This window comes from Cellulomonas sp. P4_D11 (genome assembly GCF_056401915.1).
In genome coordinates this window covers 1-22,602 of sequence record NZ_JBFUIK010000044.1, presented here as the reverse complement: position 1 = coordinate 22,602, position 22,602 = coordinate 1, and the positions used below count along the sequence as shown (strand labels likewise).

The window sequence follows — 22,602 nt, the reverse complement described above, 5'->3', positions numbered from 1 at the left end:
GGGCGCGGCCGCGGCGGGCTCGGCCGTGACGTCGGAGCCGGTCGCGGGTTCGGGCGCGGCGTCCGGCGCCGTCTCGGGCGACGTCGTCGCCTCGGCCGCAGGAGCGCCGTCGGCGGGCGCGTCCGTCGCGACGGCCGGCTCCTCGACGACGGCCGGCTCCTCGTCGACGGCGGGGGAGACCACGTCGTCGGTAGGCGGGGTAGGGGCCTCTGCGGCATCAGCAGGCGCGTCCGCGACCGAGTCGCCGGCGGGCTCATCGGCGACGGCGTCGACGTCGGTCGCGGGGGTCTCGGGTGCGGGCTCGTCGGCGACAGTCTCCGCGGGTGCCTCATCGACGGGCGCGTCGGCGACTGGATCCACCTGAGGCTCGTCGGCAACGGCGTCCGCGGCGGGTTCGTCGGCGACGACGTCGGCGGGAGCCTCCGCGGCGGGCTCGTCGGCAACCTCGGTCGTGTCAGCGGCGGGCTCGTCGGCAACCTCGGTCGTGTCAGCGGCGGGCTCGTCGGCAACCTCGGTCGTGTCAGCGGCGGGCTCGTCGGCAACCTCGGTCGTGTCAGCGGCGGGCTTGTCGGCGACGTCAGCAGCGTCCGCGCCGGGCTCCTCGGGCGCAGCCGTCTCGGGAGCGTCCGGCGTGACGGTCTCAGGAGTGGCCGCGTCGACCTCGTCGGTGACCTCTGCCGCCTCCGGGCGCTCGCCCTCGGGGGCGGGCACGGCGTCGTCGGGCACGGCTCCGGACGTCGGGGTCTGAGTCACTGGATGTTCACTCCCTCGATGATGACGTCGGACACCGGGACCTGGGTCCCTTCGACGGTGCCCGCGTCGGCGATGGCCTGCAGCACGTCCATCCCGGACGTGACGTGGCCGAACACGGTGTAGCCACCCGCGCTGTCCGCGGGAATAGGTGAGTCCTTGTAGACCAGGAAGAACTGGCTGCCCATCGAGCTGCCGTCGTTGCTGGTCCGCGCCATCGCGATCGTGCCGGCGGGGTAGTTGCCGTCGGCGGGCGCGTTCTCGATCGGGCCCCACGTGTAGCCGGGCCCGCCGGTGCCGCCGGTCGTCGTGTCCGCGACGCCGAGCGCGGTGGGGTCGCCGCACTGCAGGACGTAGATGCCCTCGGTGGTGACGCGGTGGCACTTCGTGGTGTCGAAGAAGCCCTTCCCGGCCAGCGTCACGAAGTTCGCGACCGCCTGCGGCGCCGCTGCGCCGTCGAGCTCGATGCCGACGTCGCCCTGCGAGAGCTTGATGTCGCCGGTCCAGGTGCGGTTCTGCGCGAGCGACGGGTCCGGCACCTCGGCCGAGTTGGCCGGGGGAGTCGTGGCGGTGGCCGTGGGCGTCGCGGTGGGCGTGGCGGCGGGCGTGTCGTCGTCGGTCAGCGCGAAGGCGGCGACGATCCCGATGCTCAGGACGAGCGCACCGACGATGCTGCCGGCGATCACCCGCTGACGGTGCTTGGCGGCACGCGCCTTGGCCTGGCGCTCCTGCCACTTCTCGTACCGGCGGCGCTCGTACTCACGCTCGCGCTTGCTGGACACGCACACTCCTCGCGTCGTCGTGCGGTGCGGCAGGTCGTCCGCCTGCCGCACTGCATGATGGGAACCCGGGACAGTCTAGGCAAGCCTCGGCAACCGGCGACCAGGGACGCCGCTGGGTGACATCACAGTCCGGCCACGCCGGACGGCTACGGTGCGTCTCATGCAGGTCGTCACGGTCGTGTCCGCAGTCTTCGGCGCTCGGTGCAGCGTGCTCGTGCACGACGACGGGACGTGCGTCGTCGTCGACGCCGGCGCGGGTGTCGCCGACGACGTGCTCGCGCTCGTCGCCGAGCGGGGACTGCGACCGGCCGCGGTCCTGGCGACGCACGGCCACGTGGACCACACCTGGGACGCGGGCCGCCTGTCGGAGGCGCTCGGCGTCCCGCTGATGATCCACGCGGCCGACGCGTACCGCCTCGGGGACCCGTTCGGGACGCTCGGGCTGGGGGAGCCGGCGCACGACCCCTCCGGCCCGCTCGCGCAGGCGCTGGCCGCGGTCGGCGTCGACCCCGCGGGCTACGTGGCACCGCGGCGGGTGGAGACGTTCGGGTCGGTCGACGACGACCGCTCCGCCGACACCGTCCTGTCGCTGGGCGGCGTGGAGGTCGTCGCCCGGCACGCGCCCGGCCACACCGAGGGCTCGACGCTCTACCTCGTCGACGACATCGCGTTCACCGGCGACGTCCTCTTCGCGGGGACGATCGGCCGCACGGACCTGCCGGGCGGCGACGGCGCGACGATGGCGCAGACTCTGCGCGAGGTCGTCGCGACCCTGCCCCCGTCGACCGTCGTCGTGCCCGGGCACGGCCCCACCAGCGACATCGCGGCCGAGCTCGCGCGCAACCCGTACCTGCGAGGTCGGTGACGCCGCGCGAGTCTGGAAGGATCGGGCACCATGGCGCGACCCACCCCCCTGTCCGGATTCCCCGAGTGGCTGCCCGACGGGCGGCTGGTCGAGCAGCACGTCCTCGACGTCCTGCGTCGCACCTTCGAGCTGCACGGGTTCGCGGGGATCGAGACCCGCGCGGTCGAGCCGCTGGACCAGCTGCTGCGCAAGGGGGAGACCTCCAAGGAGGTCTACGTGCTGCGGCGTCTGCAGGAGGAGCCCGGCGCTGACGCGGACCGTGCCGGGACGCTGGGCCTGCACTTCGACCTCACGGTGCCGTTCGCGCGGTACGTGCTCGAGAACGCCGGCCACCTCGCGTTCCCGTTCCGCCGCTACCAGATCCAGAAGGTGTGGCGCGGTGAGCGTCCCCAGGACGGGCGCTTCCGCGAGTTCGTGCAGGCCGACATCGACGTGGTCGGCGCCGGCGCGCTGCCGTACCACTACGAGGTCGAGCTCCCGCTCGTCATGGCCGAGGCGCTCGGCGCGCTCCAGGAGATCGGTGTCCCGCCCGTCCGCATCCTGGTGAACAACCGCAAGGTGGCCGAGGGCTTCTACCGGGGTCTCGGGCTGACGGACGTCGAGGCGGTGCTCCGCAGCATCGACAAGCTGGACAAGATCGGGCCCGACAAGGTGGCCGCGCTGCTGGTGGCCGAGGCCGGTGCCGACGAGGTCCAGGCGCGCGCGTGCCTGGACCTGGCCTCGATCAGCGGTTCCGACGAGTCCGTCATCGACCGGGTGCGCGAGCTCGCCGTCGCCAGGGGTGCGTCGCACGAGCTGCTCGACGAGGGCCTCGCCGAGCTGGGCGCCCTCGTCCGCGCGGCGGCGATCCGGGCGCCCGGCGTCGTCGTCGCCGACCTCAAGATCGCCCGCGGTCTCGACTACTACACCGGGTCCGTGTACGAGACCGTGCTGGTCGGCCACGAGCAGCTGGGCTCCATCTGCTCGGGCGGCCGCTACGACACGCTCGCGTCCGACGGGGCGAACACGTACCCGGGCGTCGGCCTGTCGATCGGCGTGTCCCGCCTGGTCTCGCGGCTTATCAGCGGTGGTCTGGTCACCGCCACGCGGTCGGTGCCCAGCGCCGTGCTCGTCGCAGTCAGCCACGAGGAGGACCGCGACCGGTCCGACGCGGTGGCCTCGGCACTGCGGGCGCGCGGCATCCCGGTCGAGGTGGCGCCGTCGGCGGCGAAATTCGGCAAGCAGATCCGGCACGCCGACCGGCGGGGGATCCCGTTCGTGTGGTTCGTGGCGGACGACGAGGGCGCCGCCGACCAGGTCAAGGACATCCGCTCGGGCGAGCAGGTGGACGCCGACGCGTCCGCGTGGACGCCGGACGAGGCCGACCTCTGGCCCCGCGTGGTGCCCGCCGTCAGTTGAGGACGGCGATGCCCAGGTTGAGCGTCGTCGCGAAGGCCACCCACGTGATGTAGGGGCCGAGCAGCCACGACGCGACGCGGGAGTGCTTCCAGAACGCGACGGCGGTGGCGATCAGGACGACCTCGAGCGCGACGATCACTCCGAGCGCGACCCAGACCAGCCGCCCGCTGAAGAAGATCGGCGTCCAGGCGGCGTTGAGGGCCAGCTGGACGATGTAGAGCGTCAGGGCGCGACGGGCCGGCGCCCACCCGCCGCGCCGCCAGACCAGCCACGCGGCGATGCCCATGAGCACGTAGAGCACGCTCCACGCCGGCGCGAAGACGCCGTTCGGCGGCGTCCACGGGACCTTCTCGGCGTCCGCGTACCAGCCGTCGACGCCGGACGCGGTGGACAGCCCGCCGAGCGCGCCGACGACGAAGTTCACGGTGATCAGGAGCACGAGCACCAGCGCGCTGCCGACGCCCCGTTGCGGGTGCCCGGTGCGGGCATCGGGCTCGGCGAGGTCCGTGGTTCCCATGGTCCGAGGGTGCGTGCGACGCGACGCGCGGGCAACCGGAGCGTCCGCTTGACAGCGATTCGAACACATGTTCGCATGGGGTTCATGCGATGGGACGGGCAGAAGCTGGGGACCGACGACGACGCGGCGCTGCCGGGCCTCGCGCTCGCCGGGCTCCAGCGCAGCGTGCGGACACCGGAGTTCGCCGGCGTGACGTTCCACGAGGTGACGTGCAAGAGCGCCCTGAACAAGGTGCCGGAGGCGTCGAGGATGCCGTTCCGTTGGACGGTCAACCCGACGAGGGGCTGCCTCCACGCATGCCGCTACTGCTTCGCTCGGCCGACGCACGAGTACCTCGACATGAACGCGGGGCGGGACTTCGAGACGCAGATCGTCGTCAAGACGAACGTCGTCGACGTGCTGCGCGCCGAGCTCGCGCGGCCCGGCTGGAAGCGGGAGCACGTCGCGCTCGGCACCAACACCGACCCCTACCAGCGGGTGGAGGGCCGGTACCGGTTCATGCCGGGCATCATCGAGGCCCTCGCCACGAGCGGCACGCCGCTGTCGATCCTCACCAAGGGCACGCTGCTGCGCCGCGACCTGCCCCTGCTGGCGGAGGCGTCCCGGACTGTGCCCGTCGGCATCGGCGTCTCGCTGGCGATCGGGAACGAGGCCCTCCAGGAGGCGATGGAGCCCGGCACGCCGACCCCGCGGGCGCGCCTCGACCTCATCCGGGCGATCCGGGAGGCCGGGCTGCCGTGCGGCGTGATGGTGGCGCCCGTCCTGCCGTGGCTGACGGACGACCGTCCGGGCCTGGACGCGCTGCTGCGGGATCTTGCCGACGCCGGCGCCACGGGCGTCACGGTGCTCCCGCTGCACCTGCGCGGCCCGGTGAAGCCGCTGTTCTTCGCCTGGCTGGCCGAGCACGCGCCCGCGCTCGTGCCCCGGTACCAGGAGCTCTACGGCAGGGGCGCCTACACGCCGCGCGAGTACTCGGCGTGGCTCGACGAGCGCGTCCGGCCCCTGCTGGTGCGGCACGGCTTCGCGGGACGCGGCGGAGGCCACCGGATGCCCGGGGAGGGCTCGTACCCGACGGGCAGCATCGCCACGGAGGGCCTCCCGGTGCACGAGCCGGCGGTCGCGTCCGCGCAGCCCGTCCTCTTCTGACGGCGGGCGGACTGGCCCGACGACGGGCGGACCGCGTCGCGCGCACCTAGCGTGGCGCCGTGACGACATCGGCCGCCGGCGTGACGCGCCTCGTGCTCGACGGCCACATCGCGGGGTTCGGCACCGCGGAGGGCACCCGCGTCGTGATCGGGCGGTGGCTCCGCTCGCCGTTCGGTGCGTTCGCGGACGTCATGGTCGAGCGGGCCGACGGCACCCGGCTGCTGCTGGCGCCGCGCGAGGACGTCGCGGAGCTCGTGACGGCGACGTACGAGTTCGACGCCGTCCACGTCGTGCCCGTGGGCCTGCGGGCGGACGAGGGTCGCCGCGGCTGGCGGCTGAGCGCGGGTCCGCTCACCGCCGACCTGACCATCGGCGCGCGCACGGGCATCGGCCGGCTGCTCGGGCTCGTGCCGCGGCCTGCGGCGCTGGCGACGTCCGTCGCCACCGCGGTCGACCCCGTGGCCCGCGTGCTCCTGGACGGCGTCCGCACCCACGGCACCGCCGGCCGGGGGAGCCGCGAGTGGTACACGGCGACCGACCAGCACGCGATCACGGCGGTCCGGGCGCTGTGGGGCTCGGCGGACCTCGGTGCGCTGGCCCCCGTGGTCCCGGCGGTCCGGTTCGGGTTCTCCTCGGTCCCCTCGGCACCGAGCGTGACCCGGGTCCGCACGACCATCGAAATGACGGCGGGTCGCTCACCGCACGGGCACTAAGATCGTGCGGGCGTCCGACGGGCGCTCCCACCCCCGACCCCCGAAGGACCTTCCGTGCTCCGCACCCACACGGCCGGCTCGCTGCGAGCCGAGCACATCGGCACCACCGTCACCCTCACGGGCTGGGTGGACCGCCGGCGCGATCACGGCGGGGTGGCGTTCGTGGACCTGCGGGACGCCTCGGGGATCGCGCAGGTGGTGGTCCGCGACGAGGCGGTGGCCCACGGGCTGCGCGCCGAGTACGTGCTGCAGGTGACCGGCGAGGTAGGCCGCCGCCCGGCCGGCAACGAGAACCCGAACCTCGCCACCGGCGAGGTCGAGCTCGTCGCCACCGAGGTCGTCGTGCTCAACGAGTCGGAGCCGCTGCCGTTCCAGGTCTCGTCGTCGCTCGACGAGGTCGTCGGCGAGGAGGCCCGCCTCAAGTACCGCTACCTGGACCTGCGCCGGCCGGCGCCCGCCCGGGCGATGCGGCTGCGGGCCAAGGCCAACCAGGCCGCGCGCCGCGTGCTCGACGCGCAGGACTTCGTCGAGGTCGAGACCCCGACGCTGACGCGCTCGACGCCCGAGGGCGCCCGCGACTTCCTCGTGCCCGCGCGCCTGTCGCCCGGCTCCTGGTACGCGCTGCCGCAGTCGCCGCAGCTGTTCAAGCAGCTGCTCATGGTCGGCGGGCTCGAGCGGTACTACCAGATCGCCCGCTGCTACCGCGACGAGGACTTCCGCGCCGACCGCCAGCCCGAGTTCACGCAGCTCGACGTCGAGATGAGCTTCGTCGAGCAGGACGACGTCATCGCCCTCGGCGAGCAGATCCTCGTCGCGCTGTGGGACCTCATCGGGGTCACCGTCCCGACGCCGATCCCGCGCATGACGTTCGCGGAGTCGATGGCGCGCTACGGCAACGACAAGCCCGACCTGCGCTTCGGCCTCGAGCTGGTCGAGCTCACGTCCTTCTTCGCCGAGACGCCGTTCCGCGTCTTCCAGGCGCCCTACGTCGGGGCCGTCGTCCAGCCCGGCGGCGGCTCGACGCCGCGCCGCGGGTTCGACGCCTGGCAGGAGTGGGCCAAGCAGCGCGGCGCCAAGGGGCTCGCGTACGTCACGGTGGGCGAGGACGGCGAGCTCGGCGGCCCGGTGGCCAAGAACATCTCCGAGGCCGAGCGGGCGGGCCTCGTGGCCGCCGTCGGCGCGAGCCCCGGCGACGCCGTGTTCTTCGCCGCCGGCTCGGCCAACGACGCCCGGGCGCTGCTCGGCGCCGCGCGGCTCGAGATCGGTCGTCGCGGCGGCCTCATCGACGAGAACGAGTGGAAGTTCGTGTGGATCGTCGACGCGCCGCTGTTCAAGCCGACGGGCGAGGACGACGACGTCGCCGTGGGCGGCGGCGCCTGGACGGCCGTGCACCACGCCTTCACGTCGCCCACCCCCGAGTGGATCGACACGTTCGAGCAGGACCCGGGCGCGGCCCTGGCGTACGCCTACGACATCGTCTGCAACGGCAACGAGATCGGCGGCGGCTCGATCCGTATCCACCGCCGGGACGTGCAGGAGCGCGTGTTCGACGTCATGGGCATCGGGCCGGACGAGGCGCAGGAGAAGTTCGGCTTCCTGCTCAAGGCGTTCCAGTTCGGCGCGCCGCCGCACGGCGGGATCGCGTTCGGCTGGGACCGCATCCTCGCGCTGCTGACCGGGTCGGAGTCCATCCGCGACGTCATCGCGTTCCCGAAGTCGGGCGGCGGGTTCGACCCGCTGACGGCGGCGCCGGCGCCCATCACGCCGGAGCAGCGCCGCGAGGCGGGCGTGGACGCCAAGCCCAAGGTCCCGACCGAGGCCTGATGGCGGACGTGCTCGAGCTCCTCCCGCCACGCTGGCGGGAGGACCGGATGATCGTGGGCGACCGGTCCCGGTGGGACGCGGTCGAGGTCCTCGGCGACGACGACGGCCTCCTGCTGGTGATCGGCGGCTCGGCGCGTCCGACGCTCCTGGGCCGCGGCGACCCGCGGGTGGTCGAGGCGCTCGTCGCCGGGCTCGACCGCGGCCCCGTCCGCTGGCTGAGCGCGCCCCGCGGCGCTGCGCCGACCGCGGGGACGCTCGGCCGCCTCGGGCTCGTCCCGTTCTCGCAGTGGGACTGGCTCACCAGCGACGAGGTGCCGCCGGCCGTGCCGGGGGAGGGCGAGGTCCGTCGGCTGGACCCCGTCGGCGAGGCGGACGCGATCCGCGCGTGCCTGCGCGTGGCCAACCCCGGGACCACGGCGGACCCGGCGGGTCCCGACGAGCTGGGCTGGTGGGGCGTCGACGGCGACGGCGCGCTCGCCGGCGTCGTGGGGGCGTCCGAGCGCAGCGGTCCCGGCGACGGCCGGTCCTGGCACGTGCACGGCCTCGGGGTCCTGCCCGGCCTGCGCGGCAGCGGGCTCGGCTCCGCGCTGACGGCGGCCGTCACCCGGGCCGGCCTGGCCGAGGGGGCGTCATGGGTGTCGCTCGGCATGTACGCGGAGAACGACGGCGCCCGGCGGATCTACCACCGCCTCGGCTACCGCACGGACGCCGAGCTGACGTCGTTCTCGCCGTCCGGCGCGGTGCAGCCGCCCGACTGAGTCACCACCGGGTCGGCCAGTCCTCCTGAGAGAGCGATGGGTTGCTCGGGGCGTCGGCACGCAGCGCGGGCGTCGCGTCCTCGTCGTCCTCGTGCACCCACGACCAGATGCCCGGCAGGAAAGTCAGCCAGAGCAGCAGGTTGTCCGGGTCGAGGACGATCCACCACTTCTCGGCGATCCACAGGAACAGCACGGCCGTCGCGACGAGCACGCCGGTCCACAGCACGCCGATCCCGAGGCACAGCAGCACGAGGACGAGCAGCAGGGGCGCGACGACGAGGACGGTGACCGCGGTCGCGACGACGACTCGGACGGCACGCCGGGGACGCCATCGCCATCGGACTCCGAGCACGTCCTGCCACGTCATGCGGGGGCGCTCCTCGGGCGTCGTCGCGGGGGGTGCACGCTAGCAAGCGCGGTGCCGACGGGGACCGCATTCACCCGTTCGCGGTCACCAGCGGGTCGGGCCCTCGATCTCGCCGCCCAGCGTGAGATGGCGGCCGGGCGCGGGGTCGTCCTGCGGGGCCCCACGGAGCGCACCCAGCCCCGCGTCGACGGGGAGGGTCAGCGGGCGCAGGTCGGCGACACGGCGCCACAGGCGACCGAGCACGAGCCAGCCGAGCACGCAGAGGACACCGAGCGCCAGGAAGGGGATCGCGGCGAACGGTCGGGCACCGTCCTGCGCGGCCAGGAGCACCGTCTTGCGGACGAGCAGGGCGGCGAGCACGACGACGGCGAAGGACGCTGCACCTGCCCGCCGGCGGGCGTGCACGAAGGGGACCCGGTCGATGGCGGTGGGCGCCGGCACGGCGTCCCTAGTGGGTGATCGCGAGGCGGTCGTAGAGGCGCCGCAGGAACGGGGGAGCCCACCAGTTGGCCTTGCCCAGCAGCGTCATCGTGGCCGGGACGAGCAGCATCCGGACCAGGGTCGCGTCGATGAGCACCGCGACGGCCAGCGAGAAGCCGACCTCCTTGATCACGAGCAGCTGGCCCGCCACGAAGCCGGCGAACACGACGATGACGATGAGGGCGGCCGACGTGATGATCCGGCCCGAGCGCTGCAGGCCCAGGCGGACGGCCTCGTCGTTGGGCAGCCCGGCGTCGACGAGCTCCTTGATCCGGGAGAGCAGGAACACCTCGTAGTCCATGGCCAGCCCGAACGCGAACGCGATGACGAGCGCGATGACGTAGGTCTCGATGCCGCCGGTCGGCGTGAAGTTCAGCAGGCCGGACAGGTGGCCGTCCTGGAACACCCAGACCAGGACGCCGAGCGAGGCGGCGAGCGAGATCGCGTTCGTGAGCAGCGCCTTGACCGGGACCACGATCGAGCCGGTCATGAGGAACAGCAGCACGAGGGTGGTGAGCGCGACGATCCCGATCGCCCAGGGTGCCCGCTCCACCACCGCCGCGGTGAAGTCGATCTGGGACGCGGCCTGCCCGGTGACCCAGGTGGGGAAGGGGGCGTCAAGGTCGCGGATGTCCTGCACGACTCCCCGTGCGACCGCGTCGCCGGGGTCGTCCGTGTCGGGCCGAACGCCGATCACCACGTACGAGTCGACGGGTGACGGCGGGTCGACGGAGGCGACCCCGTCGAGGTCCTCGAGCGTCGCGGCCCACGCCGTCGCCTCCTCGAGGGAGGTCTGCGTGACCACGGTGATGGCGGGCGCGGAGGCCGCCGGGTAGTCGCGGGCGAGGGTGTCGACGAACTCGCGTTGCGTGCTGCCCGCGGGCAGGAGCTCCGTGGTCGAGTTGCGCAGCTCGAGGTGCGCCAGGGGGAGCGCGAGGATCCCGAGCACGACGAGGCAGCCGGTCAGCACGAACCACGGGTGGCGCTGGACCCGGCCCGTGAGCCGCGAGAAGACGCCTTCCTCGGTCTGCACGTCGGCCGTCCGGGCGAGGATGCCCCGGAGCCCGGGGATGCGCGCCAGGATGCTCGGGCGGATGAGCCGCCGCCCGGCGAGGACCAGCAGTGCGGGGACGAGCGTCAGCGCCGTGGCGGCCGCGACCACGATCACCGCGACCCCGGCGGCGCCGAACGCCCGCAGGATGGGCGGCTGGAACACCAGGAGGCCGGCGATGGAGATCGCGACGATGAGCGCCGAGAAGGTGACCGTCCGGCCCGCGGTCGCCGTGGTGCGCTCGATCGCGGTCAGCACCGCGCCGTCGCCCCGCCGTCGTCGGCTCGCCCGGCCGTCGTCGTCGTCGACCAGGTGGTGCAGCTCCTCGCGGAACCGCGACACCATGAGCAGGCCCCAGTCGATCGACAGCCCGAGGCCGAGCACGGTGACGATGTTGACGACGGACGAGTCGAGGTCGAGGACGTAGGAGAACGCGAGCAGGGCCGCGAGACCGCCGGCGATCGAGGCGATGGCGCCGGCCATGGGCATCGAGGCGGCGAGGAAGCCGCCGAACACCAGGACCATGACCAGCAGCGCGATGGGCAGTGCGATCGCCTCGCCGGTGCGCAGGTCGGTCTCCACCTGGTCCGTGATCGCCTCGACGATCAGGGTGGTGCCGCCGACGACCCCGGTCACGCCGGGCGCGACGACCTCGAGGTCGGACGGGATCTCCTGGAGCCGGGCCGCTGCCTCGTCGAGCGCGGCCTGCTGGTCCTCCGCCGAGAGGTCGGGCTCGATCTCGACCACCACGAGGAAGCCGTCGCCGTCCTGGGCGACCAGCGGCGCGGCGGCGGGGTTCGCGGCACCGTCCGGCAGCCCCAGCGGATCGATCACGGACGCGACCCCGTCGATCGCCGCGAGCTCGTCGCGAGCCGGAGCCAGGGACGTCGCGACGTCGGGGTCGGTCGGGTCGACTCCCTGCAGGACCAGGGTGAGCGAGGGGCCGCTCGTGTCCGAGTCCTCGAGGATCTGGCGGCCCTCCGCGCTCTCGGACCCGGGGACCGACGGTGCGCCCGTGCTCAGGCGGTCGAAGAGGTTCTCCCCGTGCACCCCGAGGACGGCGAGCCCGTACCCGAGCACGGCGAGGACCAACCACGCGACGACGGTGAGGCGTGGGTGGTGGGCGACGGCGCGACCGACTCGGGCGAACACGCGGGCCATCGTCGCAGGTGGAGCGGCCGGTCCGCACACGGGGTCACCGGTTCGGCCCGACGGTGGCCCTCGGACGTCGGTCCTCGTGCGTACCCTGCCCGCATGGACCTGTTCGATGCGGTGACGTCGACGGCCACCGGGCTGCCCGCGGTCGGGGCCGGTGCGCCGCTCGCCGTCCGCATGCGGCCGCGGGAGCTGGGCGAGGTCGCGGGCCAGGAGCACCTGCTGGTCGCGGGGTCGCCGCTGCGCCGGCTCGTCGAGCCCGCGAACGAGGCCGCACGCCGGGCCGCGCCGACGTCGGTCGTCCTGTGGGGGCCGCCGGGCACGGGCAAGACGACGCTCGCGTACCTCATCGCCGCGACGTCCGGGCGCCGGTTCGTCGAGCTCTCCGCGGTCACGGCGGGGGTCAAGGACGTCCGCGCGGTCATCGAGGACGCGCGTCGCCGGCTGGCCACCGACGGCACCGAGACGGTGCTGTTCATCGACGAGGTGCACCGCTTCACCAAGGCCCAGCAGGACGCGCTCCTGCCCAGTGTGGAGAACCGGTGGGTCACGCTCGTCGCCGCGACGACCGAGAACCCGTCGTTCTCGGTCAACTCACCGCTGCTGTCCCGCTCGCTCCTGCTGACGCTCCAGCCGCTGGACACCGACGACGTCCGCCGGCTGGTCCGCCGCGCGGTCGAGGACGAGCGCGGGCTCGGCGGCGCGATCACCCTGGCCGAGGACGCCGAGGAGCACCTGCTGCGCCTGGCGGGTGGCGACGCGCGCAAGGCGCTGACCATCCTCGAGGCGGCCGCCGGCTCCGCGCTGTCCGAGGACGAGGCCGTGCCGCCGGTGCTCGTGGACCTGGCGACCATGGAGCGCGCGATCGACGTGGCGGCCGTGCGCTACGACCGCGACGGCGACCAGCACTACGACGTGATCAGCGCCTTCATCAAGTCGGTGCGCGGCTCGGACGTCGACGCCTCCCTGCACTACCTCGCGCGGATGATCGCCGCGGGGGAGGACCCGCGGTTCATCGCCCGCCGGATCGTCATCTCCGCCGCCGAGGACGTCGGCATGGCGGACCCGAGCGCCCTGCAGACGGCCGTCGCCGCCGCGCAGGCCGTCGCCCTGATCGGCATGCCCGAGGCGCGGATCATCCTGGCCGAGGCCGTGGTGCACCTGGCGACGGCGCCCAAGTCGAACGCCGCCTACCTGGGGATCGACCGCGCGCTGGCCGACGTCCGCGCGGGGCGCATCGGCTCGGTCCCGGCCCACCTGCGCGACGCGCACTACCCGGGCGCGAAGCAGCTGGGCCACGGGACGTCCTACCTCTACGCGCACGACCAGCCCCACGCGGTCGCGGCGCAGCAGTACCTGCCGGACGAGCTCCTCGGCACGCGCTACTACGAGCCGAGCGACCGCGGGTACGAGCGCCAGGTCACCGAACGCCTGGACCGGATCCGCGCGATCCTCGACGACCAGGCGTGATTCGGGGATCACGGCCGTCGCAGGGTAGAGTGTCGAGGTCGTCCGCGGGACGGGCATGCGTGCATGCCCCCGCCCGGACGACCACCTGGGGCCTTAGCCAGCGTCGAGAACAGACGCGACGCATCCACGGTCGGCCCCACGCCCGGCGGAACATCTCCGTCTCCGGGTGTGACGTCTACAACGACAGGAAGTAACTCTGTGAGCAGCGTGACCCGCTCGCGTCGCCAGGTGCGCCTTTCCCGCGCCCTCGGCCTCGCGCTGACGCCCAAGGCCGTCAAGCACTTCGAGAAGCGGCCGTACCCCCCCGGCGAGCACGGCCGCGCGCGTCGCCGCACCGAGTCGGACTACGCGGTCCGTCTCCGTGAGAAGCAGCGTCTGCGCGCGCAGTACGCGCTGCGCGAGAAGCAGATGGCCCGTGCGTACGAGGACGCCCGCAAGGCCCCGGGCCTGACCGGTGAGGCGCTCGTCGAGAACCTCGAGACCCGCCTGGACGCCCTCGTCCTGCGCTCGGGCTTCGCCCGCACGATCCTCCAGGCCCGCCAGGTCGTCGTGCACCGTCACGTGCTCGTCGACGGCAAGATCGTGGACCGCCCCTCCTTCCGCGTGAAGCCGGGCCAGACGCTCCAGGTCAAGCCGAAGAGCCAGGCCACCGTGCCGTTCCAGGTCGCCGCCGCCGGTGCCCACCGCGACGTCCTCCCGGCCGTCCCGGGCTACCTCGACGTGCAGCTCGAGAAGCTGAGCGCCGTCCTGGTGCGCCACCCCAAGCGCGCGGAGATCCCCGTGACGTGCGAGGTCCAGCTGGTCGTCGAGTACTACGCCCGCTGACCCGATCTCTCACGAACGCCCCGCCGCGCACCAGCGCCGCGGGGCGTTCGTGCGTCCGGGACCGGTAGGGTTTCCGCGGGGTCGAGGCCCCAGGACCAGGAGGCAGGACATGTCGGTGGGTGACGTCGCGGGGCTGATCGCCGCGATCGCGTTCGTGCTGCTGGTGGGCTTCCTCGCGGTGCCCCTCATCAAGCTGGGGCGCGTGCTGGACGAGACCCGGACCTCAGTCAAGGAGATCACCGACCACACCGTGCCGGTGCTCGACGAGACCGCCACGCTGGTCGCGTCGTCGAACACGCAGCTCGAGAACATCGACACGGTCACCACCGCCGCCGCGCAGGTGTCGGAGAACGTCTCGGCCCTCACGTCGCTGTTCGCCGCGACCGTCGGCTCGCCGATGATCAAGGTCGCCGCCTTCTCCTACGGCGTCCGCCGCGCCCTGTCGGGCCTCGCGGCGAGCGCACGCCGGAGCCGATGATGGCGCGCCGCCTCACGTGGCTCGCCGTCGGCGTCGTCGTCACGGTGATCGTGATCCGCAAGGGCCGGACGGTCGTCGAGACGTACCTGCCGGCCGGCACGACCGACGCGGTGGACGGCGTCCAGCGGGTCTCCCGCGCGGTGGCCACCCTCAAGAGCGAGTTCCTCGCCGGGATGGCCGAGCGCGAGCAGCAGCTGCGCCACGACCTGGTCGGGGACGCCGACGTGGAGGCGCTGCGCGCCGAGCGGCCCGAGCGGGTGGAGAACCTGCGCCGCGCGTGGTCCTCGACCCGCCGCCGCGACGCCGACTGGGCCGGTCCGACCGAGGACCCGGACGACGACGACGGCTACACCTTCTTCTGAGCACGCGGGAACACCCGAGGCGTCCGATGACGCTGCACCACAGACACGACAGATGGACGACGAGGACACGATGCGTACCGCCGAGATCCGCCAGCGCTGGCTCGACTACTTCGAGGGCAACGGCCACGCCGTCGTGCCCTCGGCCTCGCTGATCTCGCCCGACCCGTCGACCCTCTTCGTCATCGCCGGCATGGTGCCGTTCATCCCGTACATGCTGGGCGAGCAGACGCCCCCGTGGCCGCGCGCGACCAGTGTGCAGAAGTGCGTGCGCACCCTCGACATCGAGGAGGTCGGCAAGACCACCCGGCACGGCACGTTCTTCCAGATGAACGGCAACTTCTCGTTCGGCGACTACTTCAAGGAAGGCGCGATCACCTACGCCTGGGAGCTGGTCACCGGGTCCCGGGCGACGGGCGGCTTCGGCTTCGACCCGGACACCATCTGGGTGACGGTCTTCCACGACGACGACGAGGCGGCGGACCTCTGGAAGCAGATCGCCGGCCTGCCCGACGAGCGCATCCAGCGCCGCGGCTGGAAGGACAACTTCTGGTCGACCGGCGCGCGCGGGCCGTCGGGACCGTGCTCGGAGATCTACGTCGACCGCGGGCCCGAGTACGGCGCCGAGGGTGGGCCGGTCGTCGACGAGGACCGCTACCTCGAGATCTGGAACCTCGTCTTCATGCAGTACGAGCGCGGCGACGGGGGCGGCAAGGAGAACTTCCCGATCCTCGGCGACCTCAAGCAGAAGAACATCGACACCGGCATGGGCCTCGAGCGCGTGGCCTACCTGCTGCAGGGCGTCGACAATCTGTACGAGATCGACGAGGTGTTCCCGGTCATCCAGGGCGCCCAGGAGCTGTCGGGCAAGCGGTACGGCGCGGTCCACGACGACGACGTCCGCATGCGCGTCGTGGCGGACCACGTGCGCAGCGCGCTCATGCTCATGGGCGACGGCGTCACGCCGTCCAACGAGGGCCGCGGCTACGTCCTGCGCCGGCTGCTGCGTCGCTCGATCCGTTCGATGCGGCTGCTGGGCGTCGAGGACGTCGCGCTGCCGACGCTGCTCCCGCTGAGCAAGGACGCGATGAGCCCGTCCTACCCCGAGCTGGCGGCGAACTTCGAGCGGATCAGCCAGGTCGCGTACGCCGAGGAGGACACGTTCCGGCGCACGCTCGTGGCCGGCACGACGATCCTCGACACCGCGGTGCAGGCGGCGAAGACGAGCGAGGCGCCCGTGCTCACGGGGTCGCAGGCGTTCCAGCTGCACGACACCTACGGCTTCCCGATCGACCTCACCCTCGAGATGGCGGCGGAGCAGGGCGTCGAGGTCGACGAGACGGCGTTCCGCACCCTGATGAAGGAGCAGCGGGACCGCGCGCGGGCGGACGCGCTGGCCAAGCGCGCGGGCCGGGCGGACACGGCGGCGTACCAGGAGCTGCACAGCACCCTGAGCAGCGAGACCGCCAAGCCCGTCCAGTTCATCGGCTACACCGACGCGACCTCGCGCTCCCGCGTCGTCGGCCTCCTCGTCGACGGGGTCCCGGCGCCCGCCGCGACCGCGCCCGCGGACGTCGAGGTCGTCCTCGACGTGACGCCGTTCTACGCGGAGTCCGGCGGCCAGCTGGCCGACACCGGCGTGATCGTGCTCGACGGCGGCGCGCGGATCGAGGTCGACGACGTGCAGGCGCCGGTCAAGGGCCTGTCCGTGCACCACGGCCGGCTGGTCGACGGCACGGCCACCTTCGGCGAGTCCGGCACCGCGACGATCGACGTCGACCGCCGGCGTGCGATCGCGCGCGCCCACACGGCGACGCACCTGGTGCACAAGGCGCTGCACGAGTCCGTGGGGGAGTCCGCCACGCAGGCGGGCTCGCTGAACGCGCCGAGCCGGCTGCGCTTCGACTTCCGCTCGCCGTCGGCCACCCCGTCGCAGGTCGTCGCGGAGATCGAGGCGCGCGTCAACGAGCGGCTGCAGGACGACCTCGAGGTCACCGACTCCGTCATGCAGATCGACGAGGCGCGCGGCCGGGGCGCCATGGCCCTGTTCGGCGAGAAGTACGGCAACGAGGTCCGCGTGGTCGACATCGGCGACGGCTGGTCGCTGGAGCTGTGCGCGGGCACGCACGTCAAGCGGTCCGGCGAGCTCGGGCTCGTCACCCTGCTGTCCGAGTCGGCGATCGGCTCGGGCGTGCGACGCGTCGACGCTCTGGTCGGTGCCGGCGCGTACGGCTACCAGGCGAAGGAGCGCGCGCTCGTCGGGCAGCTCTCCGGCCTGCTCGGGGCGCGCCCCGACGAGCTGTCCGAGCGCGTGTCGTCGCTGATGACCCGGCTCAAGGAGTCCGAGAAGGAGCTTGCCGCCATGCGGCAGGCGACCCTGCTCGCGCAGGCGGGCACGCTCGCGGCCGGCGCGGCGACCGTGGGGGAGACCCGCGTCGTCACGCACGACGCGGGCGAGGTCGGCGGCGACGAGCTGCGCACCCTGGTGCTCGACGTCCGCTCCCGGCTCGGCGAGTCCGCCCCGGCCGTGGTCGCCATCGGGGGCGTCAGCAAGGGCCGCCCGGTCGTCGTCGTCGCGACGAACGCGGCCGCGCGTGAGCGGGGCGTCCGCGCCGGTGCGCTCGTGCGGACGGCGTCGGGCATCCTCGGCGGCGGGGGTGGCGGCAAGGACGACCTCGCGCAGGGCGGCGGGACGGATGCCTCCCGGCTCGGCGAGGCGCTCGCCGCAGTCGCCGGCGCGGTGAGCGGCTGACGGTGCCGCGGACGCCCGATCCCGAGGAGGCCGTCGCCCGGGGGCGACGCCTCGGCGTCGACGTCGGCTCGGTGCGCGTGGGGCTTGCGACGAGCGACCCGGACGGGCTGATCGCCACGCCCGTGGCCACGCTCCCACGCGCCTCGGCGACGAAGGGCAAGGTTCCCGCGGACATCGCGCAGGTGGTGCACGAGGTGCAGGAACGAGGTGTGGGTGTTGTGTACGTCGGGCTCCCCATGCACCTCTCCGGGACCGAAGGCGCCGCATCGGAGGCCGCGCGCGCGTACGCTGTCCAACTGGCGCAGGCCATCGCACCGGTTTCGGTGCGGCTGGTCGACGAGCGGATGAGCACGGTGTCCGCCCATCACGCGCTGCATGCGTCCGGCCGATCCGGGCGCAGCCACCGGCAGGTCGTCGACCAGGCGGCCGCGGTGGTGATCTTGCAGTCCGCGCTGGACGCGGAACGTGCGTCGGGGCGTCGTCCCGGTGAGCGGGTCGTCGTCGACCTAGCGAAGCACGCTCCGGTGGCGCGCGGGGGGGCTGCGGGCGACGCACGGACGACAGTGGAGTGACTCGCACGTGACCAACAGCCAGACCGACCGCTGGGCCCCTGTAGAACGGAGTGACGAGGTGAGCGACCTTTTCGGCGGGGACACCCGCGTCGCCCCCGTCGAGCACCGGCCCTCACGCTCGCGCGGGCGGGCCAAGGAGCAGCGCGAGCGCAAGCGCCGTCGCCGCCGCTCGGTCTGGGTGCTCGTCGTCGCGATCCTCATGGTCCTCGGCGCGGGCTACGTCGTCGTCGAGCTCATGGGCGGCATGTTCCAGGGCAGTGGCACGAACGCCGACGGCTCGGTCGAGGACTACTCCGGCGTCGGGCACGGCAGCGTGGACGTCGTCATCAAGCCGGGCGACACCGGCGGGCAGATGGCCGCGACGCTGGTCGACTCCGGCGTGGTCGCCAGCACGAAGGCGTTCAACGAGGCCTTCGCCGCCAACCCGCAGGCCAGCTCCATCCAGCCCGGCACCTACCGGATGCTGCTCGAGATGAAGGCGTCCGACGCCGTCACCGCGCTGCTCAACCCGTCGAGCCGCGTCTCGTTCAAGGTCACGGTGCCCGAGGGCCTCAGCCGCGACCAGATCGTCGCCAAGATCAACGAGAAGACGCTCATCCCCGTCGCCGACCTGAACGCCGCACTGGCCGACCCCGCCGCGATCGGCCTGCCGGCCGAGGCGAACGGGAACGCGGAGGGCTGGCTGTTCCCGGCGACGTACGACGTCGAGCCCGGCGCGACCGCCGCGAGCGTGCTCACGCAGATGACCGCGCAGACGGTCGCCGTGCTCACGCAGAAGGGCGTCCCGCAGGACCAGTGGGAGACCGTGCTCAACAAGGCGTCGCTGGTCGAGCGCGAGGCGCGCCTGGCCGAGGACCGGCCCAAGGTCGCGCGTGCGATCGAGAACCGGCTGGCCAAGGAGATGCCCCTCGACATCGACTCGTCGGTCGCCTACGGCCTCAACAAGCCCGGCACGGGCATCACGTCCGCGGACACGCAGGACGCGAGCAACCCGTACAACACGTACAAGATCCTGGGCCTGCCGCCGACGCCCATCGCGTCGCCGGGAACCGCGTCGATCGACGCCGTGCTGGCGCCGGCCGAGGGCGACTGGCTCTTCTGGGTCACGGTCAACCTCGACACGGGCGAGACGCTGTTCGCCGACACGTACGACGAGCACCAGGCGAACGTGCAGAAGCTCCGCGAGTGGCAGGCGGCGAACGGGCAGTGACGTCGTCCGCCCCCCGACGGGCGGCGGTGCTGGGGCACCCGGTGGCGCACTCGCTGTCACCGACGCTCCACCGCGCCGCGTACGCGACGCTCGGGCTGACCGGGTGGAGCTACGACGCCGTGGACGTCACGGAGGAGCAGCTCCCCGGGTTCCTCGCAGGCCTGGACGAGGCGTGGGTCGGGCTCAGCCTCACCATGCCGCTCAAGCAGACGGTGATCCCGCTGCTCGACCACGTCGAGCCGCTGGCGGAGGTGGTCGGCGCGGTGAACACGGTGCTGCTGCAGGGGCGCACGCGCATCGGCGCGAACACCGACGTGCACGGCATCGTCGCGGCGCTCGGTGAGGGCCGCGACGCCGGGGCTGTGCGCACCGCCGCCGTGCTCGGCGCCGGCGCGACCGCATCGTCCACGCTGGCCGCGCTCGCTCAGCTGGGCTGCGCGTCGCCCGTCGTCTACGTGCGGTCGGTCGCGCGCGCCGGGGGGCTGATGCGCGCCGCGCACCGGATGGGCGTCACGCCCGTGTACCGGACGCTCGACGTCGCGGCGGCCGAGATCGGTCGCGCGGACGTCGTCGTCTCGACGCTGCCGCCGCACGCGGCGGACGGGCTGGCGGGCGACCTGGGCGCTGCCGACGGCGTCCTGCTGGACGTCGCCTACGACCCGCGCCCGACGGCACTGTCCGCGGCCTGGGTCGCCGCCGGGGGAGTGGCGGTGCGCGGCGAGCGCATGCTCCTCCATCAGGCCGCCGAGCAGGTGCGCCTGATGACCGGGCGCACCGCGCCGCTCGACGTGATGTCGGCCGCGCTGGACACCGTGCTGGACGACGAACCGGCCGACAAACTGACCCGCTGAGTCGCTTACCCGCGTCGTCCTTCCTGCCGATTGACCTCTGGAGACACCCGCGCGGCCAGCACCGGTCGCCGGTTCGACCGGAGGGACACGCGTGAAGCAGCTCGGGGAGATCCTGCTCGACGACGGGCTCGTCACGGAGGCGCAGCTGCTCGCGGCCCTCGACGAGACCATGGCCCGGGGCTCGTCCCTCGGGCGCACCCTGGTGGAGCTGGGCGTGCTCACCGAGGGTCAGCTGGTCAAGGCGCTGGCCAACCAGGTCGGCATGGATTTCGTCGACCTCGACGACTACCCCGTGGACCGCACCGCGGTGAGCCTGGTGCCGGGGGCCCTGTGCCGCCGGTACTCGGTGCTGCCGGTCGCGCTCGAGGGCGGCTCGATCGTGCTGGCAACGTCCGACCCGGGCAACGTCATGGCCGTCGACGACGTGCGATCGGTCTCCGGCATGCAGGTCATCCCGGTGATCGCGACGCACGACAACCTGCTGCGCGCGATCGACCGGTTCTGTCGCGCGGACGACGAGATGGAAGACCTCTCCCAGGCCTTCGAGGACGTCACGGCGGAGCCCGAGGCCGACCTGTCGAAGATGGGCGACATCGCCGACGACGACGCGCCGATCGTGCGCTTCGTCAACCTGCTGGTCACCCAGGCGATCACCGACCGTGCCTCCGACATCCACATCGAGCCGTCGGAGAAGGACCTGCGCGTCCGGTACCGCATCGACGGCGTGCTGCACGAGACCCAGCGCGCGCCCAAGCAGATCACCGGCGGGGTCATCAGCCGCGTGAAGATCATGAGCGACATCGACATCGCCGAGCGTCGCAAGCCGCAGGACGGCCGCATGTCGATCGTGCACAACGGTCGCAAGATCGACCTCCGCGTGGCCACGCTGCCCACGGTGTGGGGCGAGAAGATCGTCATGCGAATCCTCGACAACTCGACCGCGAGCCTCGACCTGCGCGACCTGTCGTTCCTCGAGAGCAACTACGAGACCTACCGCGCGTCGTACACCAAGCCCTACGGGATGCTCTTGGTGACGGGGCCGACGGGTTCGGGCAAGTCGACCACGCTGTACGCGACGCTCAACGCGGTCTCGAAGCCCGAGATCAACGTCATCACGGTCGAGGACCCGGTGGAGTACCGGCTCCCCGGCATCAACCAGGTGCAGGTCAACGTCAAGGCCGGCCTGACGTTCGCCGGGGCGCTGCGCTCGATCCTGCGGTCCGACCCCGACGTCGTGCTGCTCGGTGAGATCCGCGACCACGAGACGGCGCAGATCGCCATCGAGGCGGCCCTCACGGGTCACCTCGTGCTCTCGACGCTGCACACCAACGACGCCCCCTCGGCCGTCACGCGACTCACCGAGATGGGCATCGAGCCGTTCCTCGTCGGCTCCGCACTGGACTGCGTCGTCGCGCAGCGGCTCGCGCGCCGGCTCTGCGCCAAGTGCAAGGAGCTCTACCAGCCGTCGCCGGAAGAGCTGATGGCGGCCCGGTTCCCCTGGATGCCGGGCGAGCCGATCCCCGAGCTCTACCGTCCGGCCGGATGCGTGACCTGCTCGAAGACCGGGTATCGCGGCCGGCTGGCGCTGCACGAGGTCATGACGGTCACCGAGGACATCGAGCGCCACGCCGTCGCGCACTCGTCGAGCGCCGACATCGCGGCCACCGCCGTGAAGCAGGGGATGATCCCGCTGCGCAACGACGGCTGGCAGAAGGTCATCCTCGGCGACACCTCGATCGAAGAGATCCTCCGGGTCGTCGCGTAGCAGCGCCGACTCACCAGGGCCCATGCCTCAAGTCGGGCATGCGCACTTCCGATGAACGGTCCAGAGCGAAGGCCCGGTTCCGGCACGTCCGTGTCGGTCGAGACCAGGTGACCACGTGGAGGGAATGACGTGAGCGAGTCCTACCAGGCACCCACGGGGGAGCCGTCGCGGCCGCTGCCGCCGTACCGACCGGTCGGGCCGCAGGCCGGGCCCCCGATGCCTCCGGCCGTCCCGGGGGGCACGGCGATGTTCTCGCCGATCCCCTCGCAGAGCACCGCACCCGCGGCCCCGGCCGGGCCCCCGCCGTACCAGCCGCCGCCGTCGGCCGCCCCGCCGCAGGCTTCTGCGTACCAGGCAGCGCCGTCGGGTCCGCCCGCGTACTCCGCGCCGCCGCAGGCGACCTCGTTCTCGCCCCAGGGACCCGCCGCACCCGCGACGTCCGCGATGGGCGCCACGAAGGTCTTCATGCCGGCCGCCCCGCCCGCCGCYGGTGCGCCCGGGCACGTGCCCGCGC

At 73.1% G+C, this 22,602-nt stretch carries 20 protein-coding genes and 2 pseudogenes; 15 read left to right on the top strand and 7 right to left on the bottom strand.

Annotated elements, in window-relative coordinates; translation table 11 throughout:
- Window positions 1-753, bottom strand: a pseudogene (locus AC1DT4_RS18520) (hypothetical protein); the annotation flags it as partial.
- Window positions 750-1,532 carry a peptidylprolyl isomerase gene (locus AC1DT4_RS18515; protein WP_477091234.1) on the bottom strand — a complete coding sequence of 261 codons (783 nt, stop codon included), beginning with the start codon at window positions 1,530-1,532 and terminating at the stop codon, window positions 750-752. The gene AC1DT4_RS18515 and the pseudogene AC1DT4_RS18520, both read right to left, overlap by 4 nt.
- 160 nt (window positions 1,533-1,692) lie before the next feature.
- On the opposite strand from AC1DT4_RS18515, the gene AC1DT4_RS18510 reads away from it, so the two are divergent.
- Both AC1DT4_RS18510 and hisS read left to right on the top strand, forming a co-directional pair.
- Window positions 1,693-2,397, top strand: coding sequence for an MBL fold metallo-hydrolase (locus AC1DT4_RS18510; RefSeq protein ID WP_477091233.1), 705 nt, complete (start codon window positions 1,693-1,695; stop codon window positions 2,395-2,397).
- 30 nt (window positions 2,398-2,427) lie between these two features.
- On the top strand, window positions 2,428-3,795 hold the full coding sequence (gene hisS / locus AC1DT4_RS18505; protein WP_477091232.1) for a histidine--tRNA ligase: 1,368 nt from the start codon (window positions 2,428-2,430) through the stop codon (window positions 3,793-3,795).
- Here the strand turns inward: hisS and AC1DT4_RS18500 are convergent.
- Window positions 3,788-4,312, bottom strand: coding sequence for a TspO/MBR family protein (locus tag AC1DT4_RS18500; RefSeq protein WP_477091231.1), 525 nt, complete (start codon window positions 4,310-4,312; stop codon window positions 3,788-3,790). The genes hisS and AC1DT4_RS18500 overlap by 8 nt on opposite strands.
- Window positions 4,313-4,396: 84 nt before the next feature.
- Here AC1DT4_RS18500 and AC1DT4_RS18495 point away from each other — a divergent pair, with 84 nt between their 5' ends.
- From AC1DT4_RS18495 to AC1DT4_RS18480, 4 genes are read left to right on the top strand one after another with little or no spacing between them, the layout of a single operon-like run.
- On the top strand, window positions 4,397-5,458 hold the full coding sequence (locus tag AC1DT4_RS18495; protein WP_477091237.1) for an Rv2578c family radical SAM protein: 1,062 nt from the start codon (window positions 4,397-4,399) through the stop codon (window positions 5,456-5,458).
- Between the two features lie 59 nt (window positions 5,459-5,517).
- Window positions 5,518-6,171, top strand: coding sequence for a hypothetical protein (locus AC1DT4_RS18490; protein WP_477091230.1), 654 nt, complete (start codon window positions 5,518-5,520; stop codon window positions 6,169-6,171).
- Between the two features lie 54 nt (window positions 6,172-6,225).
- Window positions 6,226-7,995, top strand: coding sequence for an aspartate--tRNA ligase (gene aspS, locus AC1DT4_RS18485; protein WP_477091229.1), 1,770 nt, complete (start codon window positions 6,226-6,228; stop codon window positions 7,993-7,995).
- Window positions 7,995-8,753, top strand: coding sequence for a GNAT family N-acetyltransferase (locus tag AC1DT4_RS18480; RefSeq protein WP_477091228.1), 759 nt, complete (start codon window positions 7,995-7,997; stop codon window positions 8,751-8,753). The genes aspS and AC1DT4_RS18480 overlap by 1 nt, the downstream gene beginning before the upstream one ends.
- Window position 8,754: 1 nt before the next feature.
- Here the strand turns inward: AC1DT4_RS18480 and AC1DT4_RS18475 are convergent, their stop codons facing one another.
- The 3 genes from AC1DT4_RS18475 to AC1DT4_RS18465 form a co-directional block, all read right to left on the bottom strand.
- On the bottom strand, window positions 8,755-9,120 hold the full coding sequence (locus AC1DT4_RS18475; RefSeq protein ID WP_477091227.1) for a hypothetical protein: 366 nt from the start codon (window positions 9,118-9,120) through the stop codon (window positions 8,755-8,757).
- An 84-nt stretch (window positions 9,121-9,204) separates the two neighbouring features.
- Complete coding sequence (locus AC1DT4_RS18470) at window positions 9,205-9,561, bottom strand: hypothetical protein (RefSeq protein ID WP_477091226.1); 357 nt, start codon at window positions 9,559-9,561, stop codon at window positions 9,205-9,207.
- 7 nt (window positions 9,562-9,568) lie between these two features.
- Entirely contained in the window at window positions 9,569-11,812 is a 2,244-nt protein-coding gene (locus tag AC1DT4_RS18465; protein ID WP_477091225.1) for an MMPL family transporter, read from the bottom strand.
- A 93-nt stretch (window positions 11,813-11,905) separates the two neighbouring features.
- On the opposite strand from AC1DT4_RS18465, the gene AC1DT4_RS18460 reads away from it, so the two are divergent.
- The 9 genes from AC1DT4_RS18460 (at window position 11,906) to AC1DT4_RS18420 (ending at window position 22,088) form a co-directional block, all read left to right on the top strand.
- Window positions 11,906-13,276 (top strand): replication-associated recombination protein A, encoded by a 1,371-nt coding sequence (locus AC1DT4_RS18460; protein ID WP_477091224.1) that lies wholly within the window; start codon window positions 11,906-11,908, stop codon window positions 13,274-13,276.
- Window positions 13,277-13,474: 198 nt separating this feature from the next.
- Window positions 13,475-14,101: a 30S ribosomal protein S4 gene (rpsD, locus tag AC1DT4_RS18455; RefSeq protein WP_370505192.1), complete on the top strand. Its 627-nt coding sequence runs from the start codon at window positions 13,475-13,477 to the stop codon at window positions 14,099-14,101.
- Window positions 14,102-14,210: 109 nt separating this feature from the next.
- Window positions 14,211-14,579 (top strand): DUF948 domain-containing protein, encoded by a 369-nt coding sequence (locus AC1DT4_RS18450; RefSeq protein ID WP_456846407.1) that lies wholly within the window; start codon window positions 14,211-14,213, stop codon window positions 14,577-14,579.
- Complete coding sequence (locus AC1DT4_RS18445; RefSeq protein WP_477091223.1) at window positions 14,579-14,941, top strand: hypothetical protein; 363 nt, start codon at window positions 14,579-14,581, stop codon at window positions 14,939-14,941. The genes AC1DT4_RS18450 and AC1DT4_RS18445 overlap by 1 nt, the downstream gene beginning before the upstream one ends.
- A 70-nt stretch (window positions 14,942-15,011) precedes the next feature.
- Entirely contained in the window at window positions 15,012-17,690 is a 2,679-nt protein-coding gene (gene alaS, locus AC1DT4_RS18440) for an alanine--tRNA ligase (protein ID WP_477091236.1), read from the top strand.
- Window positions 17,687-18,262, top strand: a complete 576-nt coding sequence (ruvX, locus tag AC1DT4_RS18435; protein ID WP_477091235.1) for a Holliday junction resolvase RuvX — start codon at window positions 17,687-17,689, stop codon at window positions 18,260-18,262. Before alaS ends, ruvX begins: the two co-directional genes overlap by 4 nt.
- Window positions 18,263-18,320: 58 nt before the next feature.
- A complete protein-coding gene (gene mltG / locus AC1DT4_RS18430) occupies window positions 18,321-19,472 on the top strand; it encodes an endolytic transglycosylase MltG (RefSeq protein WP_477091222.1) in 1,152 nt (383 codons plus the stop codon).
- Window positions 19,469-20,323, top strand: coding sequence for a shikimate dehydrogenase (locus AC1DT4_RS18425; protein ID WP_477091221.1), 855 nt, complete (start codon window positions 19,469-19,471; stop codon window positions 20,321-20,323). The genes mltG and AC1DT4_RS18425 overlap by 4 nt, the downstream gene beginning before the upstream one ends.
- Window positions 20,324-20,414: 91 nt before the next feature.
- Window positions 20,415-22,088 carry a GspE/PulE family protein gene (locus AC1DT4_RS18420; RefSeq protein ID WP_477091220.1) on the top strand — a complete coding sequence of 558 codons (1,674 nt, stop codon included), beginning with the start codon at window positions 20,415-20,417 and terminating at the stop codon, window positions 22,086-22,088.
- 140 nt (window positions 22,089-22,228) lie between these two features.
- Here AC1DT4_RS18420 and AC1DT4_RS18415 read toward each other — a convergent pair.
- Window positions 22,229-22,602: pseudogene (locus AC1DT4_RS18415) on the bottom strand (hypothetical protein); the annotation flags it as partial.

Excerpts from the sequence above, each read along its gene's own strand:
- AC1DT4_RS18465 (WP_477091225.1), bottom strand. The coding sequence starts at position 11,812 with ATGGCCCGCGTGTTCGCCCGAGTCGGTCGCGCCGTCGCCCACCACCCA.
- AC1DT4_RS18500 (WP_477091231.1), bottom strand. The coding sequence starts at position 4,312 with ATGGGAACCACGGACCTCGCCGAGCCCGATGCCCGCACCGGGCACCCG.
- alaS (WP_477091236.1), top strand. The coding sequence starts at position 15,012 with ATGCGTACCGCCGAGATCCGCCAGCGCTGGCTCGACTACTTCGAGGGC.
- AC1DT4_RS18480 (WP_477091228.1), top strand. The coding sequence starts at position 7,995 with ATGGCGGACGTGCTCGAGCTCCTCCCGCCACGCTGGCGGGAGGACCGG.
- AC1DT4_RS18445 (WP_477091223.1), top strand. The coding sequence starts at position 14,579 with ATGGCGCGCCGCCTCACGTGGCTCGCCGTCGGCGTCGTCGTCACGGTG.
- AC1DT4_RS18510 (WP_477091233.1), top strand. The coding sequence starts at position 1,693 with ATGCAGGTCGTCACGGTCGTGTCCGCAGTCTTCGGCGCTCGGTGCAGC.
- AC1DT4_RS18460 (WP_477091224.1), top strand. The coding sequence starts at position 11,906 with ATGGACCTGTTCGATGCGGTGACGTCGACGGCCACCGGGCTGCCCGCG.
- hisS (WP_477091232.1), top strand. The coding sequence starts at position 2,428 with ATGGCGCGACCCACCCCCCTGTCCGGATTCCCCGAGTGGCTGCCCGAC.
- AC1DT4_RS18450 (WP_456846407.1), top strand. The coding sequence starts at position 14,211 with ATGTCGGTGGGTGACGTCGCGGGGCTGATCGCCGCGATCGCGTTCGTG.
- AC1DT4_RS18475 (WP_477091227.1), bottom strand. The coding sequence starts at position 9,120 with ATGACGTGGCAGGACGTGCTCGGAGTCCGATGGCGATGGCGTCCCCGG.
- AC1DT4_RS18495 (WP_477091237.1), top strand. The coding sequence starts at position 4,397 with ATGCGATGGGACGGGCAGAAGCTGGGGACCGACGACGACGCGGCGCTG.